The sequence below is a fragment of the Streptomyces sp. NPDC002701 genome (assembly GCF_042889045.1).
Lineage (GTDB): Bacteria > Actinomycetota > Actinomycetes > Streptomycetales > Streptomycetaceae > Streptomyces.
This window is the reverse complement of sequence record NZ_JBIAQL010000009.1, coordinates 1-17,174: the sequence shown is the minus strand read 5'-3', so window position 1 is coordinate 17,174 and position 17,174 is coordinate 1. Positions and strand designations below refer to the sequence as shown.

Genomic DNA, 17,174 nt, shown 5'->3' with positions numbered 1-17,174 from the left:
CCGTCGAGCCACGGGTGTCCCGTGGGCGGGACACGGCGCCTCGGCCAAAACTCGCTGGGCACTGTCAGTGCCGAAACGTAGGCTCGCTGCTGATGCCCACCACACCTGCCCCCATCGAGAAAATCGAGGACGCCGACGGGACCGGGCGCGCCGCGAGCCGTTCCGCCGTCCGCAGCCTGCTGCGTCTGTGGCCGTACGTACGGCCCGTGCGCGCACGGCTGTTCAGCGCGGCGGTCGTCGCGGTCGTCGCCTCCTGCACGGGGCTGGTGATCCCGCTCGTCCTGAAGTGGATCGTGGACGGTCCGGTGGCCGACCGGAGCACCGGCGGTGTGTGGCTCGGAGCGCTGTTCCTGCTGCTGCTCGGCATCGCCGAAGCGGCGCTGTTCGGGCTGCGGCGGTGGCTGGTGGCCCGGCCGCTCGCGGGGGTCGAGGCGGCGATGCGGGCGGACCTGTACCGGCACCTGCAGCGGCTGCCCATCGCGTTCCACGACCGGTGGGCCTCCGGGCAGTTGCTGTCGCGGGGCACGACCGACCTGATGCTGCTGCGGATGTTCCTCGCGTTCCCACTGACGTTCCTGCTGGTGAACTCCGTGACGATCGTCGTGGGCGTCCTCATCATGCTGGTCCAGGACTGGACACTGGGGCTGGTCCTGCTGGCGCCCGCGGTGCCCGTGATGATCGTCTGCTGGCTCTTCGAGAAGCGGTACTCGCAGGTGGCGCGGCAGGCGCAGGACCAGGTCGGCGACCTGACGACGCTCGTCGAGGAGAGCGTGCTCGGCATCCGCATCATCAAGGGGTTCGGGCGCCATCGCAGCCAGGCCCTCGCCTTCCGGGACCTCTCCCGCAAGCTGCGCGGCACGGAGCTCGCCAAGGCGCGGCTGCTCGCCGCCATCTTCGCCGCCATCACGACCCTGCCCGAACTCGCCGTCGGCGCGGCGCTCGTGCTCGGCACGGTGCAGGTCGCCGACGGTTCCCTGTCGGCGGGCACGCTGGTCGCGTTCCTGTCGACGGCCCTCGCCCTGCGGTGGCCCGTCGAGTCGATCGGCTTCCTCCTCGCGATGAGCCAGGAGGCGGCGACGGCCACGGAACGCTACTTCGAGGTGATGGACGCGGAACCGGAATCCCCGACACCGCCGCCATCGTCTGCACCGATGCCGCCGTCCGGAGCGGCGGCGTCCGGGGCGGCGGCGACGTCCGGGGCGGCGGCCTCCGGACCGGCGGCAGCGTCCGGAGCGGCGGGCTCCACACCGGCGGCGACGTCTGAAGCCGCGGGCTCCGGACCGGTGGAAGCGTCCGGAGCGGTGGCCTCTGAACCGGCGACGGCGTCGGGAGCGGCGGGCTCCGGACCGGTGGCGGGCTCCGGAGCGGTGGCGGCGTCCGGAGCGGCGGGCTCCGAATCGGCAGCGGCGACCGGAGCGGCAGGCTCCGAACCGGCGACGCCGTCCGGAGCGGCGGCCTCCGGACCGGTGGCGGCCTGCGGACCGGCGGGCTCCGAATCGGCAGCGGCGACCGGAGCGGCAGGCTCCGAACCGGCGGCGGCCTCCGGAGCGGCGCCGGGCAGCAGCGCGACGTCCGGGTCCGGCGCGGGGGCGGTACCGGGGACGCCGTCAGTACCCGGGACGCGGTCGGCGGCCCGTGCGGAACCGGAGCCGGGCGAAGTGCCGCAGGCCGGGGCCGGGTCGGCGGCCGACGGCGAGACGCCGGGCGGCGCGGAAGCCGCGGGCAGCGCGGAGGCGGCGGGCAGCGCGGAAGCCGCGGGCGGCGTGCCCGCCGTGGGGCGGGGCGCCCGTCCGCACCACGGCGCCCCGCTCATCGGCGCCCCGTCCGTCGGCGTCCCGTCGGCGCGGGGCGGTGACGGACAGGGCGGGCTCCGGTTCGAGCGGGTCCGGTTTCGGTATCCCGATGCCGAACCGGACAGCGTTCCCGTCCTCGACGGCATCGACCTGCACATACGGCACGGCGAGACCATGGCCCTCGTGGGCGGTACGGGCTCCGGGAAGACGACCCTGACCGCGCTCGTCCCCCGGCTGCACGAGGTCACGACGGGCCGGATCACCCTGGACGGCGTGGACATCACCGCGATGCCCAGGGAACGGCTGCGCGCCCTCGTGGCGGTCGCCTTCGAGGAACCCACCCTCTTCTCCGCCGGTGTGGGCGAGAACGTCCTCATGGGCGCCGCCGGCACCGCGGACGAGGCCGACCTGAACCGCGCCCTGGCCGTCGCCCAGGCCGACTTCGTCCACGCGCTCCCGTACGGGACGGACACCCAGGTCGGTGAGCAGGGCCTCAGCCTCTCCGGCGGCCAGCGCCAGCGGCTCGCCCTGGCGAGGGCGGTCGTCGGCAATCCCCGCTTCCTCGTCCTGGACGATCCGCTGTCCGCTCTGGACGTCCACACGGAGGCCCTGGTCGAGGCGGCCCTGCGCCGCGTCCTCGCCGGGACGACCGCCCTGGTCGTGGCCCACCGCCCGTCCACGGTCATGCTGGCCGACCGCGTGGCCCTGCTCTCCGGGGGCCGGATCACCGCGGTGGGCACGCACCGCCAACTGCTGCGGACGAGCGCGGAGTACGCCTGGCTGATGTCGGGAAGGACAGAGACGACCGAGAGGGAGAACCGATGACGGCGCCCACGACCACCGCGCCGACGGACGACGACAGCAACGACAACGGCTCCAACGGCGGTGACAACGACAGCAGCGGCAGCGGCAGCGGCAAGCAGAGCCTGTCGGCCGGTGCGCCCGCCGACGGCGGCGGCGATCCCTTCGACCGCGACGCCCTCCCCGCTCCCCCGCACGCCACAGCCACCCTTCTGCGCTCACTGCTCTCGCCCATGAGGGCCCGCGTCGTCCTCGCGGCGCTCCTCCTCCTGTTCCAGCAGGCGGCGGTGCAGGCGGGCCCGCTGCTCGTGGCGTACGCCATCGACCGCGCCGTACCGGCCTTCCGCGCCGACGACCACGGGCCGCTGATCGCGGTGGCCGCCGCGTACGCGCTGTGCTCGGTGGCGGCCGGCGCCCTCCAGTGGGGCTTCGTCCTCGTGTCGGCCCGCGTCAACCAGGACGTGCTGCTCGACCTGCGCGGCAGGATCTTCCGGCACGCGCAGGCGCTCAGCGTCGACTTCCACGAGCGCTACACCTCGGGCCGGCTCATCTCGCGCTCCACGACGGACGTCGAGTCGCTGCGCGAACTGCTCAGCGAGGGCCTCCAGGAACTCATCACCGTCATCCTGTCGTTCGTCTACATCTCGGCGATGCTGCTCTGGCTGGACCTCGGTCTCGGCGCGGTCGCGGTGGCGTCGTTCGTGCCGCTGTACCTCCTCATCCGGCTCTACCAGCACCGCGCCGGGCGGATCTTCAGCATCCGCTCGACCGCCATCGCCGCCGTCATCGTGAAGTTCGCGGAGACGATGAACGGCATCCGGCCGGTCCGCGCCTTCCGCCGCGAGGCCGTCAACGACGCCGCCTTCCACACACTCAACAGCCGCCACGAACGCGTCAACGGCGACGCCATCCTGGAGATGGCCCGCTATGTCGTCGGCTCCCGGCTGGTCGCCAACACGGCGGTCGCGGGGATCGTGCTGTGGGGCGCCCACCGGGTGGCCTCCGGCACCCTGGCGCTGGGCGTGCTGGCCGCCGCGGTGCTGTACCTGCGCCGCCTGTACGACCCCATCGACCGGCTCGGCATGTTCCTCAACTCGTACCAGTCGGCGGCCGCCTCGCTGGAGAAGGTCGCGGGTCTGCTGGCCCAGGTCCCCTCGGTGCCGGAGCCCGCGCAGCCGCGTGCCCTGCCCGCCCTCGCCTCCGAACACCCCGGCCGGGAGGTCGTGTTCGACGACGTCCGGTTCGCGTACCGCACGGGCGGCGAGGTGCTGCCGTCCTTCTCGCTGACGCTCCCGGCGGGTCAGACCGTCGCCGTGGTCGGCTCGACGGGCGCCGGCAAGTCGACGCTCGCCAAGCTCCTGGCCCGTTTCTACGACCCCACGAGCGGCCGGGTCCTCCTCGACGGCGTGGACCTGCGCGAGCTGTCGGTCCCCGAACTGCGGCGCGGGGTCGTGATGGTGACGCAGGAGGCGTTCCTGTTCTCCGGCACGGTCGCCGAGAACATCGCCATCGGCCGCCCGGACGCCTCCCGCGAGGACATCGAGCGGGCCGCGAAGGCCATCGGCGCCCACGACTTCATCAGCGCCCTGCCGGACGGCTACGACACGGACGTACGCAAACGGGGCGGGCGCATCTCGGCCGGTCAGCGTCAACTGGTGGCGTTCGCGCGGGCGTTGCTCGCCGACCCGGCGGTGCTCATCCTCGACGAGGCGACCAGTTCGCTGGACGTGCCGGGCGAGCGGGCCGTCCAGCGGGCCATGCACACGGTCCTGCGCGGCCGTACCGCCGTGGTCATCGCGCACCGGCTGTCGACGGTCGAGATCGCCGACCGGGTCCTCGTCATGGAGCACGGCCGCATCGTGGAGGACGGCAGCCCAGACGAGCTCGTCACGGACCCGGGCCGGTTCGCCGACCTGCACCGGGCCTGGCGGGACAGCCTCGTGCAGGGACACGTCGAGTGATCCTGCGGCGGCAGGGCCGGACACGGGACCTCGCGCACCTCGCGTACGCGGACCCGGGGGTGCCCGACTGCCGTGGCGGTGCCCGCTACCTGTGGTGGCTGGTCTCCCGGCAGCCGGGGCGGTCGGCGACGGGCGCGCTGCTGGGCAGCGCCTGGATGGTGCTCATGGCGCTGGCGCCCTATCTGCTGTCCCGGGCGATCGACGACGGGCTGGCGCCGGCCGACCGGGCGGCGCTGGCCCGCTGGTGTGCGGCGCTGCTGGGTCTCGGGGTGTGCACGGCCGTGGTGGGCGTCCTGCGGCACCGCACGATGACCAGGATCCGGATGGACGCCAACTTCCGGACCGTGAAACTGGTGGTGGGGCAGTCGACCCGGCTCGGTGCCGGGCTGTCCCGACTGACCGGGACCGGAGAGGTCGTCACGATCGGCGTCGGTGACGTGCTGACGATCAGCCAGTCCCTGACCGTCGTCGGGCCCGGCGTCGGTGCGGTGGTCGCCTGTGCCGTCGTGGCCGGACTGCTGCTGTCGGTCTCGTTGCCGCTGGCCGCGGTGGTCCTGCTCGGCATGCCGGTGATGGTCCTGCTGGTCGGCCCGCCGATGGGGCGGCTGCGGGGCGCGGAGACGGAGTACCGCGAGCGGCAGGGCGTGCTGACCGCGCGGATCGGGGACCTCGCCGGCGGGCTGCGCGTCCTCAACGGCTTCGGCGGCAAGGGGCTGTTCGCCGACGCCTTCCGCCGGGACTCGCGGCGGCTGCGGGAGCAGGGGTACCGGGTCGGGTCCGTGACCAGCTGGATCCAGGCGCTCGGTGCCGGGCTGCCCACGGTGTTCCTGGCCGTCGTGACCTGGCTGGCCGCCCGGCTCGCCGCCCAGGGCTCGCTCACCGTCGGCGAGCTGGTGTCCGTGTACGGCTATGCCGCGGCCCTCGTGGCACCGATCGGTTTCCTGGTCGAGTGCGGCCACCACATCAGCCGGGGCGTGGTGGCCGCCCGGCGCGTCGTACGCTTCCTGGCCCTGGAGCCGCCGGCGATGGACGGTCCGGCCGCCGCGGTGCACCCTCCGGCCGCAACGACGCAGGCATCGACGACGGACGGGACGACGGACACGGCGGCGCACGCCCCGGCGGACGCCCCGACGATCTCCGCCCCGGACGCCCCGGCGATCTCCTCGGCGGACGCCCAGGCGCTTTCCCCGGCGGACGCCCCGGCGGAGCCGTCCGCGCTGCATGATCCGCAGTCCGGTGTCCGGGTGGTGCCGGGCGCCCTGACCGCGCTGGCAGGGGCCCGTCCGGCGGAGTCCGCCGCCGTGGTCGACCGGCTCGGCCGGTACACCGGGTCGGCGGCCACCTGGGGCGGCGTACGCCTCGACGCGATCGCCCTGGCGCAGGTACGGGAGCGGATCCTGGTCGCGGACAACGAGGCCGACCTGTTCGCGGGCACCCTGCGCGACCTGCTGCGGGGCCGCCGCGACCACGGCGAGGACGCCGTCCGCCGGGCGGTGCACGCGGCCGTCGCGGACGACATCGTGCTCGGGCTGCCCGACGGACTCGACTCCCCCGTCGACGCGCAGGGCCGCAGCCTCTCCGGCGGCCAGCGGCAGCGCGTACGTCTGGCGCGGGCGCTGCTCGCCGACCCCGAGGTGCTGCTCGCGGTCGAGCCCACCTCGGCGCTCGACGCGCACACCGAGGCCGCCGTCGCCGCCCGGCTGCGCGCCGCGCGCACCGGCCGCACGACCCTCGTCACCAGCACCTCGCCCCTGGTGCTCGACCGGGCGGACACCGTGTACTACCTGGTCGACGGCAAGGTCGCGGCCCGCGGGAGCCATCGCGAACTCCTCGGCACAGAGCCCGGATACCGCGCGCTGGTGGCCCGTGACGCGGACCCGGACGGCACGCGGGCACGTGGGAGCGCGGAGCACGACGCCGAGGAGGCCGTGCGGTGAGCAGACAGTTGCCGGTCGCCGGGCCGGCCGACGTGCGGGCGGCCGCGGTCCGGCTGATCCGGGCGGACGGCCGCGCCTTCGCCGCCGTGCTCGTCCTGAACGTGCTGGCCGCCGCTGCCGGCCTGGCCGGTCCGTGGCTGCTCGGCCGGATCATCGACGAGGTGCGGGCCGGCGGCGGTGTCGCCGTCGTGGACCGCCTGGCGCTCGTCATCCTGGTGTGCGCGCTGGCGCAGCTGCTGCTGGCGCGGGCCGCCCGGTTCGTGGGGCACCGGTTCGGTGAGCGGACGCTGGCGCGGGTGCGCGAGGAGTTCGTCGACCGGGCGCTGGCGCTGCCCGCGTCCGTGGTGGAGCGGGCGGGCACCGGCGATCTGACGGCCCGCGGCACCGCGGACGTCGCCGCGGTGGGGACGACGCTGCGCGACGCCGGGCCCGAACTGCTGATCGCCTCGGTGCAGGGGCTGTTCATCATCGGTGCGGTCTTCCTGATCGATCCGCTGCTGGGCGGCTGCGCGGTGCTGGCCCAGGCCGGTGTCTGGTGCGCTCTGCGGTGGTACCTGCGCCGGGCCCGGGCCGCCTACCTCGCGGAGGGGGCGGCCACGTCGGAGGTCGCGGAGATCGTCTCGGCCACCGCGTCCGGCGCGCGCACGGTGGAGGCGTTCGGCCTGCAGTGGCGGCGCGTCGCCGCGAGCCGGGACGCCCTGGAGGCGTCCCGCCGCACCCGCATGCACACGCTGTACCTGCGGTCGGTGTTCTTCCTGACCGTGGAGGTCTCGTACGTCCTTCCCGTGGTCGCCGTGCTGACGGTGGGCGGGGCCCTGCACGCGCGGGGCACGATGAGTCTGGGTGCCGTGGTGGCGGCGGCCCTGTATCTGCGCCAGCTGGAGTCGCCGCTCGACACGGTCCTGATGCGGGTGGAGCAACTGCAGAGCAGCGGCGCCTCGTTCGCGCGGGTGGAGGGCCTCGGCCGGGCCCCGCGAGCCGTGCCGTCGGGTTCGCCCGCCCCGGCGGACGACCGGATCGACGTGCGCCGGGTGCGTTACGCGTACGACCGGGGCGGCGAGGTGCTGCGCGGGGTCGACCTGACCGTGCGGCCCGGGGAGCGGCTGGCCGTCGTCGGGCCGTCCGGCGCCGGGAAGACGACCCTGAGCCGCCTGCTCGCGGGCATCGACGCGCCGCGTTCCGGCACGGTGACGGTGGGCGGCGTGCCGGTCGCGGGCCTGGACCCGGAGCAGCTGCGGCGGCAGGTCGTCCTGGTCACGCAGGAGCACCACGTCTTCCTCGGCACGGTCCGCGACAACCTGCTGATCGCCGAACCCGAGGCGCGGGACGACGAGTTGTGGGCGGCGCTCGCGGCCGTGGGCGCCGACGACTGGGTCAGGGAGCTGCCGGACGGGCTCGGCACGGAGCTGGGTTCCGGCGGCGGGCCCGCACCGGGCGCCGGCCGCGGCCTGCCGGGCGGGGCCCCTGTCGCGGACGGCTCGCGTGCCCAGCAACTGGCGCTGGCACGGGTCGTGCTGGCCGACCCGCACACCCTGGTCCTCGACGAGGCCACGGCGCTGCTCGACCCGGCGACCGCACGTCACACCGAGCGCGCGCTGGCCGCCGTGCTCCAGGGGCGCACGGTCATCGCGATCGCGCACCGGCTGCACACCGCCCACGACGCGGACCGCGTGGCCGTGATGGAGGACGGCCGCCTGACCGAACTGGGGACCCACGACAGCCTCGTGGCGGCCGGGGGCGCGTACGCGGCCCTGTGGCACTCATGGCACGGTGAGCGGCCGGAGCCCTCCTGAAGCGCCGCGGTACCCGGACGGGCCGAGCCCGCCCTCGCGACAGCCCGCACGGGTCACACACGCGGGCGCGGGCCTGTCGAGGGAGCTGCGGGGCGGTGCGCCGTACGGCATCACGAGCGCCGAGTACGCGGCCGTCGGCCCCGGACAGGGAGCCGCCACCACCTCTCCGACCGCTGTTTTCGGCCAGGCCGGAAACGCCCCCTCCCTCGTGACGGGTGAGGCCGCGCATCTCGCACACCGGGCGCGGTGACCTGGCCGTCGGCCCGGCGCCGCCGGACGGTCCGCCGGACCCGCGGCGCCGGGCCGGGGCCCGCCACGGCTGGATATCGCCCTCGGAGGGCCTCCCGTGGCGGCACGCTCTTGACCTTGACTTTGCCGCTCCCTTGCCTTCTGTTACCGGTCTCATTGCCGACGCTTTGCGGGCGATCAAGTCCGCATTACGTACGCGGATCTTCGGGCAGCGGACGATTTCCGGCCAACCTGCCTTCACCCCGCTGACATGTACGCGACTCAACTGGCACTGTTCACCTCGCACGGCAGGCACACCCGCACCGCAACTTCATCACGGTCCGACCGCACCCCCACAGCGGTCGGACACCCCCCCACGAAGGAGCTTGTGTGACCCCCCTCTACGCGCGTCGCAACCGCACCACCCTCGCCATCGCCACCGCCGTCGCGGCCGGCGCCCTCCTCACCACCGGTCTGGCCGGCGGCGCCTCGGCCCAGACCCCGGCCGAGCAGTCCGACACGACCCTCGCCGCCGCGCCGGTCCAGCTGACCGCGGCGGCCCGTACGAGCCTCATCCAGGAGGCCGGCGCCGCCGCCGCGGAGACGGCCGACGAGATAGGTCTCGGCGCCGACGAGAAGCTGGTGGTCAGAGACGTCATCAAGAACGTCGACGGCACGACCCACACCCGCTACGAACGCACGTACGCGGGACTCCCGGTCCTCGGCGGCGACCTGGTCGTCCACGCGGACAAGTCCGGCGAGACACAGGGCGTGACCAGAGCCACCAAGGCGGCCGTCAAGGTCTCCGACGTCACCCCGGACATCGCGAGGTCCGCGGCGGAGAAGCAGGCCGTGTCCGCCGCGAAGGCCGAGGGCAGCACCAGGTCGGCCGCCGACAGGGCGCCCCGCAAGGTCGTCTGGGCGGCCGACGGCAAGCCGGCCCTGGCCTACGAGACGGTCGTCGGCGGCTTCCAGCACGACGGCACCCCGCAGGAGCTGCACGTCGTCACGGACGCCGAGACGGGCAAGAAGCTGTACGAGTGGGAGGCGATCCAGACCGGCACCGGCAACAGCCAGTACGCCGGCAAGGTCACCATCGGCACCTCGCTCTCGGGCTCGACGTACCAGCTCAACGACACCACCCGCGGCGCCCACAAGACGTACAACCTGAACCGGGGCACGTCCGGCACCGGCACCCTCTTCACCGACGCGGACGACACCTGGGGCACGGGCGCGGCGTCCAACACCCAGACCGCGGCCGTCGACGCGCACTACGGTGCCCAGGTCACCTGGGACTTCTACAAGAACGTGCTCGGCCGCTCGGGCATCAAGAACAACGGGGTCGCCGCCTACTCCCGCGTCCACTACGGCAACGCGTACGTCAACGCCTTCTGGAGCGACAGCTGCTTCTGCATGACGTACGGCGACGGCTCGGGCAACACCAAGCCGCTCACCTCGATCGACGTCGCGGGCCACGAGATGACCCACGGCGTCACCTCGAACACGGCGCGCCTGGTCTACAGCGGCGAGTCGGGCGGCCTGAACGAGGCCACCTCCGACATCTTCGGCACGGCGGTGGAGTTCTACGCGGCCAACTCCTCCGACGTGGGTGACTACCTCATCGGCGAGAAGATCGACATCAACGGCAACGGCACCCCGCTGCGCTACATGGACAAGCCGAGCAAGGACGGCGCCTCCAAGGACAGCTGGTCCTCCAGCCTCGGTTCGGTGGACGTCCACTACTCCTCGGGCCCGGCGAACCACTTCTTCTACCTCCTCTCGGAGGGCAGCGGCGCCAAGACGATCAACGGAGTCAGCTACAACTCCTCGACGTCCAACGGCTCGACGGTCACCGGTATCGGCCGCGACAAGGCCGTCAAGATCTGGTACAAGGCGCTCACCGAGTACATGACGTCCACGACGAAGTACGCGGGCGCCCGTACGGCGACACTGAGCGCGGCGTCGGCCCTGTACGGCTCGACGAGCACGGAGTACAAGACGGTCGCGGCGGCCTGGTCCGCCGTGAACGTCGCCTGACGCTCCAGGAGTTGTGAACGGGCGGTACCCGGGACGAGGACGTTCCGGGTACCGCCCTACTCTTGGTTCCCATGCCCTTCACGTACGAGGACGTGGGTGCGACCCGCGACGGCCGGTGCCCGCCCGGCTTCCACCCCCTGCACGTCCGCAGCCGCATCGGAGAGGGCCAGAAGGTCTTCGTGTCCGCCTCCGAGGCGGTCCTGACCTGGGAACTCCACCGAGCGATCGGGGTCACGATCACCACGGACGCACCGCGGGCCGCGCCCGGCGCCGACGTGACGGTCGGCCTGGGCCCTCTCATCAAGGCCCCCTGCCGCGTCGTCTGGACCCTGGACGAACCCCGCCGCGCCGGCTGGGCCTACGGCACCCTCCCCGGTCACCCGGAATCCGGTGAGGAAGCCTTCGTCGTCGACCGCACGGGCGACGGCACCGTCTGGCTGACGGTCACCGCCTTCAGCCGCCCGGCCAAGTGGTACGCGAAGGCGGGCGGAGCGGCCACCCGAGGGCTGCAGCACGCGTACGCGCGGCGGTGCGGGGTGGTGCTGCGGCGGATGTGCGCGGGGGACGAGGCGGGCTAGGCCCCTGGACCCAGGGGCCCGCCCGCCGGCTCCTCAGCGCAGCAGGACCCCCGCCCCCTCCCCCATCCCCTCCGAAGGCACCGCCACCACGCCCAGTTCCGTGGCGGAGGCGAGGAGGCGGTGGGCCGGGAGGATGCGGACCGTGTAGCCGAAGGGGCCCGTGCGGTCGAGGGAGAGCGGGCCCTCGTACAGCCAGCGGCCCTCCTGGTCGGGGCCGCCCGCCGGTTTGAGCGGGAACGTCGTGCCGTCCGTGATGCGGTCCTCCGAGTCGACGCGGCCCGACACCGCCTGGACCTCGACGTCGTCCGGAACCAGGTCGCCCAGGCCCACCAGGACCCGCAGCGAGAGCGTCGAGCCCAGTTCGGCCGTCGCGGTCACGGCCGTCGTCTCGACGTGGTCGACCGTGACGTGCGGCCAGGTGGCCCGCACCCGCGACTTCCACACCGCCAGCTCCCGCGCGGAGGAGTGGTCCATGGACCGGTGGGCCAGCGCCGCCGGTGTGTAGAGGCGTTCCACGTACTCACGGACCATGCGGCCCGCCAGGACCTTCGGGCCGAGGTGGGTCAGGGTCTGGCGGACCATCTCGATCCAGCGGTCGGGCAGACCGGCCTGGCCCCGTTCGTAGAAGCGCGGGGCCACCCGCTGTTCCAGCAGGTCGTAGAGCGCCGACGCCTCCAGTTCGTCACGCCAGTCGTCGTCGACCGCGGTGCCGTCCGCCGTGGGGATCGCCCAGCCGAAGTCCGGCCGGAACCATTCGTCCCACCAGCCGTCCAGGACGGAGAGGTTGAGGCAGCCGTTCAGTGCCGCCTTCATGCCGGAGGTCCCGCACGCCTCCAGGGGGCGCAGCGGGTTGTTGAGCCAGATGTCGCAGCCGGGGTACAGCTTCTGCGCCATCGCCATGCCGTAGTCGGGCAGGAAGACGATGCGGTGGCGCACCCGCGGGTCGTCGGCGAAGCGCACCAGTTCCTGGATGAGGCGCTTGCCGCCGTCGTCGGCCGGGTGGGCCTTGCCCGCCACCACGATCTGGACGGGCCGCTCGGGGTGCAGCAGCAGGTCCATGAGCCGGTCCCGGTCCCGCAGCATCAGCGTCAGGCGCTTGTACGACGGGACGCGGCGCGCGAAGCCGATCGTCAGGACGTCCGGGTCCAGTACGCCCTCGATCCAGCCCAGTTCGGCCGTCCCGGCGCCGCGCTGCCGCCAGGACGCGTACAGCCGCTCCCGCACCTCCGCCACCAGTTGCCCGCGCAGTGAGCGGCGCAGCTCCCAGATGTCCTGGTCGGGGATGTCGGCGACGGCGTCCCAGGTGTCGGAGCCGCCGACGGTGAGCGCGTCCTCGGTCCGCTGCGCGCCGATCTGCCGGGCGCCGAGCCGCAGCACCTCGGGCGCCACCCAGGTGGGGGCGTGGACGCCGTTCGTCACGGAGGTGATGGGGACCTCGGAGGGGTCGAACCCCGGCCAGAGCCCCGCGAACATCTCCCGGCTCACCTGGCCGTGCAGGAGGGACACGCCGTTCGCCCGCTGGCCGAGCCGCAGCCCCATGACCGCCATGTTGAAGAGGTTCGGCTCACCGCCGGGATACGTCTCCATGCCCAGGTGCAGGATGCGTTCGACATCGATGCGCGGGAGCTCCGCGGCGGGGCCGAAGTGGCGGGCCACCAGCTCCCGGTCGAAGCGGTCGATCCCCGCGGGCACGGGGGTGTGGGTCGTGAAGACGGTCCCGGCCCTGACCGCCTCAAGGGCGGCGTCGAAGTCGAGGTCCTCGTGGGACAGCTCGTGGATGCGTTCCAGGCCGAGGAAGCCGGCGTGCCCCTCGTTCGTGTGGAACACCTCGGGCCGCGCGTGGCCGGTGAGCCGGCAGTACGTACGGACGGCACGCACCCCGCCGATGCCGAGCAGCATCTCCTGGAGCAGCCGGTGCTCGCTGCCGCCGCCGTACAGCCGGTCGGTGACCCCCCGCTCGCCGAGGTCGTTCTCCTCGACGTCGGAGTCGAGCAGCAGCAGCGGGACCCGGCCGACCTGGGCCAGCCAGATCCGCGCGTGCAGGGCCGTACCGCCGGGCAGGGCCAGGGAGACCTGGGAGGGCGTGCCGTCGGGTTCGCGCAGCAGGGAGACGGGCAGTTCGTTGGGGTCCAGGACCGGATAGTGCTCCTGCTGCCAGCCGTCCCGGGACAGGGTCTGCCGGAAATAGCCGTGCCGGTACAGGAGACCGACACCGATCAGGGGTACGCCGAGGTCACTGGCCGCCTTGAGATGGTCCCCGGCGAGGATGCCCAGGCCACCGGAGTACTGGGGCAGTGCGGCCGTGATGCCGAACTCGGGCGAGAAGTAGGCGATGGCGTCGGGAAGTTCCGACGGCTGGGACTGGTACCAGCGGTCCCCCGTCACATAGTCCTTCAGGTCGTCGGCGGCCTCGGACAGCCGTGCGAGGAAGTCCCGGTCCTCCGAGAGCCGGGCCAGTCGCGCGGACGCCACGTTCCCGAGGAGGCGTACGGGATCGCAGCCGGAGGCGGTCCAGCGCTCGGGGTCCACCGACCGGAAGAGGTCACGGGTCTCGGCATGCCAGGACCAGCGCAGATTGCGCGCCAGGTCACTGAGGGGCTGGAGGGCTTCGGGGAGAACGGGACGCACGGTGAACCTGCGGATGGCCTTCACGATCTTCCACCTTCACAAAGGGCGTACCAGGGCGGCGTACCAGGACCTGGACCCCGCCGTCGGGCCCCGCGGCGCCCCGCCCGGCGGGCGGGCGGACGACGGGGACCCGCTGGCGGGGCCGAGAGGGACACACGTCGGCGTGCGTCCTTCGTCACCCACGACGGTAGCGGCGAGGGTGCCTTCGCAACTACGGCGCAAAAGACGCGGCGCGACGCGCGGTACCACGCCCGTGGACCGACCACGGCCGGTCACGCCCCGCCCCGCGACCGCGATCGCCGGGACCCGTGCCGCCCGCGCAGCCCCGGCGCCGGCGCCGCCCGCACGTGGGCCGAACGGGCGATATGGCCGATTCCGCCCCATCGTGCGGCCTTGTGGCCACCCACACCGCACGAGAGGCTGCCCAGTGGCAACCCGGATACGGCCTCCCCCGGCCCGTCCAGGGTCCCGCGAGGCGTGCGAGAGCCCCCACGGGGGCGCGCCGGGCCGGCCGGGTCCCGCCGCGTCGAGGAGGGGAGCGCACACCATGGCAGTGCCGTGCATCCGGCCGCCGCGCGAGAACCGGCCCGGCCGGCAAGGGTCACCTCGCGACGCCGGAGGGAGAACGAAGACGGCGACGACGGCCGACAGGGTTTTCGCCGCCCGGTACCGGGCGAGAACCAGCCACACGCGCAGCGCCGCTGCACGGCTGCGCGGTACGGGCCGGCGAACGGCAGACCGGTCGTCCGGCCGCCGGGCCCACGGGTGACCGGGCGTCCGGCCGCCGGCCCATGGGTGGCCCCGGACTCGCCGGACGCCGGGGCGACCGTCCGGCACCACCGACGAGAACCGCCGCGGGACCCCGGCCGCACCGGCCGGCGGGGCCCGCCGCCGCACCCGGCCCGAGCAGGAGCGCGTCATCGCCGTCCGGGTGCTCGACGGCACCGGGGCGGGCTCCCCGGGCGCGGAGCGGGCCCTCACCGCCGCCGGAAGGCCGGCCGACGCGGCCCCGGTTCACCGGACAGGCTCTCCCCCGTCGACAAGCCTTGAGCAAGTGCACATGCATCTACCGGTCTCATCCCGCGAATCCGGGGCAGATCCTTGGAGGATCCTTGGCGGATAGTCGTCGGGTGAGGACGGTCCTGTGTAAAGACATACGTGCGAGTAGTTAGCAAAGTGCCGGATTGCGTACCCGAAAAGGGTGGGAAGGCTCCCTCGGTAACGCACCACAGGATCACCTCCCCACACTCTCATCCGCCCACCCACGTTGACGCGGACAGGAGCGGTCATGCCCGCCAAGCACCACCAGCCGTCACCACCCCCGACGCCCGGCACCACACCGACCCCCGACCCCGGGGGGAAAGCCGACCGTCCCCAGCCACCGGAGGCCAGGGCCTCCCGGGCGGCGAAGCCCGCGAAACCGGCTGCCCGGACCGGGCCGGCCACTCCGGCGACCCCGGCCACCGCGGCGGTCCCGGCCGGGCCGGCGGAGGCCGGTCCCGAGAAGACCGCCCCCGGAAGCGCACCCGGGTCCTCCGCGGACCCCGGCAGCGCCACCGCGGTCGGGCGCATCCCCGTCCTGGACGTGCGTCCCCTCGTCGCGGGCGGCCGGCGCCCCGCCAAGGCCGTGGTGGGAGAGTCCTTCGAGATCTCCGCGACGGTGTTCCGCGAAGGCCATGACGCCGTCGCCGCGAACGTCGTCCTGCGCGACGCCGAGGGGCGCCCCGGCCCCTGGACACCCCTGCGGGAACTCGCCCCCGGCACCGACCGCTGGGGCGCCACCGTCTCCGTACCCGCTCCGGGGCTGTGGACCTACACCGTGGAGGCGTGGGGCGACCCGATCACCACCTGGCGCCACCACGCCCAGATCAAGATCCCGGCGGGCATGGACACGGAACTGGTCCTGGAGGAGGGCGCGCTGCTGTACGAGCGTGCCGCGGCCGGGGCGCCGAAGAGCAAGGGCCGGCGCGACACGCTCCTCGCGGCCGTGGAGGCCCTGCGCGACACCGGCCGTCCCGCGGCGGCCCGGCTCGCCGCCGCGCTGACCCCCGACGTGAACCATGTCCTCGCGCGCCACCCCCTGCGCGAACTGGTCACGGCCGCGGAACCGCTGAACCTGCTGGTCGAGCGGGAGCGGGCGCTGTACGGCTCCTGGTACGAGTTCTTCCCGCGCTCCGAGGGTGCCGTGGTCGAGCCCGGCAGGCCGCCGGTCAGCGGCACGTTCCGGACGGCTGCCGAGCGGCTGCCGGCGATCGCCGGCATGGGCTTCGACGTGGTGTACCTGCCGCCGATCCACCCCATCGGCACGACCTTCCGCAAGGGTCCGAACAACACGCTGGACCCGGGCCCGCACGACGTCGGGGTCCCGTGGGCGATCGGTTCGCCGGAGGGCGGGCACGACGCCGTCCACCCGGACCTCGGCACGATCGACGACTTCGACGACTTCGTGCGCCGGGCCGCCGAGCTGAACCTGGAGATCGCCCTCGACTTCGCGCTCCAGTGCTCACCGGACCACCCGTGGGTGGAGAAGCATCCGGAGTGGTTCCACCACCGCCCGGACGGCACGATCGCGTACGCCGAGAACCCGCCGAAGAAGTACCAGGACATCTATCCGATCGCCTTCGACCGGGACATGCCGGGCCTGGTGCGGGAGACGCTCAGGGTGCTGCGGTTCTGGATGGACCACGGGGTGCGGATCTTCCGCGTCGACAACCCCCATACGAAACCGGTCGTCTTCTGGGAGCAGGTGATCGCGGACATCAACCGCACCGATCCGGACGTGATCTTCCTGGCCGAGGCGTTCACCCGCCCGGCGATGATGCACACCCTCGGCGCGATCGGATTCCAGCAGTCCTACACGTACTTCACCTGGCGCAACACCAAGGAGGAGCTGACCGAGTACCTCACCGAGCTCTCCGGTGAGGCGGCCGCCTACATGCGCCCCAACTTCTTCGTCAACACCCCCGACATCCTGCACGAGTTCCTCCAGCACGGTGGCCGGGGCGCCTTCGAACTGCGCGCGGTGCTGGCGGCGACGCTCTCACCGACCTGGGGTGTCTACAGCGGATTCGAGCTGTGCGAGGGCGTGCCGGTGCGCGAGGGCAGCGAAGAGTACCTGAACTCCGAGAAGTACCAACTGCGTCCGCGGGACTGGGAGTCGGCAGAGCGCGAGGGCCGTACCATCGCCCCTCTGATCACCGAACTCAACGCGATCAGGCGTCGCAGTCCTGCCCTGCGGCAACTGCGCGACCTTCACTTCCACCACACGGACAAGGACGAGGTGCTCGCGTACTCGAAGTCCTTCACCGACGCACGCGGATCGAACACGGTTCTGGTGGTCGTGAACCTCGACCCTCACCACACCCAGGAGGCCACGGTCTCGTTGGACATGCCGCACCTCGGCCTCGACTGGCACGCG

Annotated in this window: 8 protein-coding genes; 7 read left to right on the top strand and 1 reads right to left on the bottom strand. The window is 73.4% G+C overall.

Features of this window, described 5'->3' with window-relative positions:
• The first annotated feature begins 92 nt into the window (after window positions 1–92).
• From ACFYXC_RS23655 to ACFYXC_RS23630, 6 genes are all read left to right on the top strand, one after another.
• Entirely contained in the window at window positions 93–2,618 is a 2,526-nt protein-coding gene (locus ACFYXC_RS23655) for an ABC transporter transmembrane domain-containing protein (RefSeq protein ID WP_389553958.1), read from the top strand.
• Window positions 2,615–4,555, top strand: a complete 1,941-nt coding sequence (locus ACFYXC_RS23650; protein WP_389553957.1) for an ABC transporter ATP-binding protein — start codon at window positions 2,615–2,617, stop codon at window positions 4,553–4,555. Before ACFYXC_RS23655 ends, ACFYXC_RS23650 begins: the two co-directional genes overlap by 4 nt.
• The gene (locus ACFYXC_RS23645) at window positions 4,552–6,492 is read left to right on the top strand and encodes an ABC transporter transmembrane domain-containing protein (protein ID WP_389553956.1); all 1,941 of its coding nucleotides are present in this window, start codon (window positions 4,552–4,554) and stop codon (window positions 6,490–6,492) included. Before ACFYXC_RS23650 ends, ACFYXC_RS23645 begins: the two co-directional genes overlap by 4 nt.
• Window positions 6,489–8,285 carry an ABC transporter ATP-binding protein gene (locus ACFYXC_RS23640; RefSeq protein WP_389553955.1) on the top strand — a complete coding sequence of 599 codons (1,797 nt, stop codon included), beginning with the start codon at window positions 6,489–6,491 and terminating at the stop codon, window positions 8,283–8,285. Before ACFYXC_RS23645 ends, ACFYXC_RS23640 begins: the two co-directional genes overlap by 4 nt.
• 618 nt (window positions 8,286–8,903) lie before the next feature.
• Complete coding sequence (locus tag ACFYXC_RS23635; RefSeq protein ID WP_388910858.1) at window positions 8,904–10,550, top strand: M4 family metallopeptidase; 1,647 nt, start codon at window positions 8,904–8,906, stop codon at window positions 10,548–10,550.
• A gap of 71 nt (window positions 10,551–10,621) precedes the next feature.
• Window positions 10,622–11,128: a DUF1990 family protein gene (locus tag ACFYXC_RS23630; protein WP_388910855.1), complete on the top strand. Its 507-nt coding sequence runs from the start codon at window positions 10,622–10,624 to the stop codon at window positions 11,126–11,128.
• Between the two features lie 33 nt (window positions 11,129–11,161).
• Here ACFYXC_RS23630 and ACFYXC_RS23625 read toward each other — a convergent pair whose 3' ends face one another.
• The gene (locus ACFYXC_RS23625) at window positions 11,162–13,780 is read right to left on the bottom strand and encodes a glycosyltransferase family 1 protein (protein ID WP_389553954.1); all 2,619 of its coding nucleotides are present in this window, start codon (window positions 13,778–13,780) and stop codon (window positions 11,162–11,164) included.
• A gap of 1,264 nt (window positions 13,781–15,044) precedes the next feature.
• Between ACFYXC_RS23625 and ACFYXC_RS23620 the strand changes: the two genes are divergently transcribed.
• The coding region (locus ACFYXC_RS23620; RefSeq protein WP_389553953.1) for an alpha-1,4-glucan--maltose-1-phosphate maltosyltransferase at window positions 15,045–17,174 on the top strand (2,130 nt) is incomplete at its 3' end.

Excerpts from the sequence above, each read along its gene's own strand:
- ACFYXC_RS23650 (WP_389553957.1), top strand. The coding sequence starts at position 2,615 with ATGACGGCGCCCACGACCACCGCGCCGACGGACGACGACAGCAACGAC.
- ACFYXC_RS23655 (WP_389553958.1), top strand. The coding sequence starts at position 93 with ATGCCCACCACACCTGCCCCCATCGAGAAAATCGAGGACGCCGACGGG.
- ACFYXC_RS23630 (WP_388910855.1), top strand. The coding sequence starts at position 10,622 with ATGCCCTTCACGTACGAGGACGTGGGTGCGACCCGCGACGGCCGGTGC.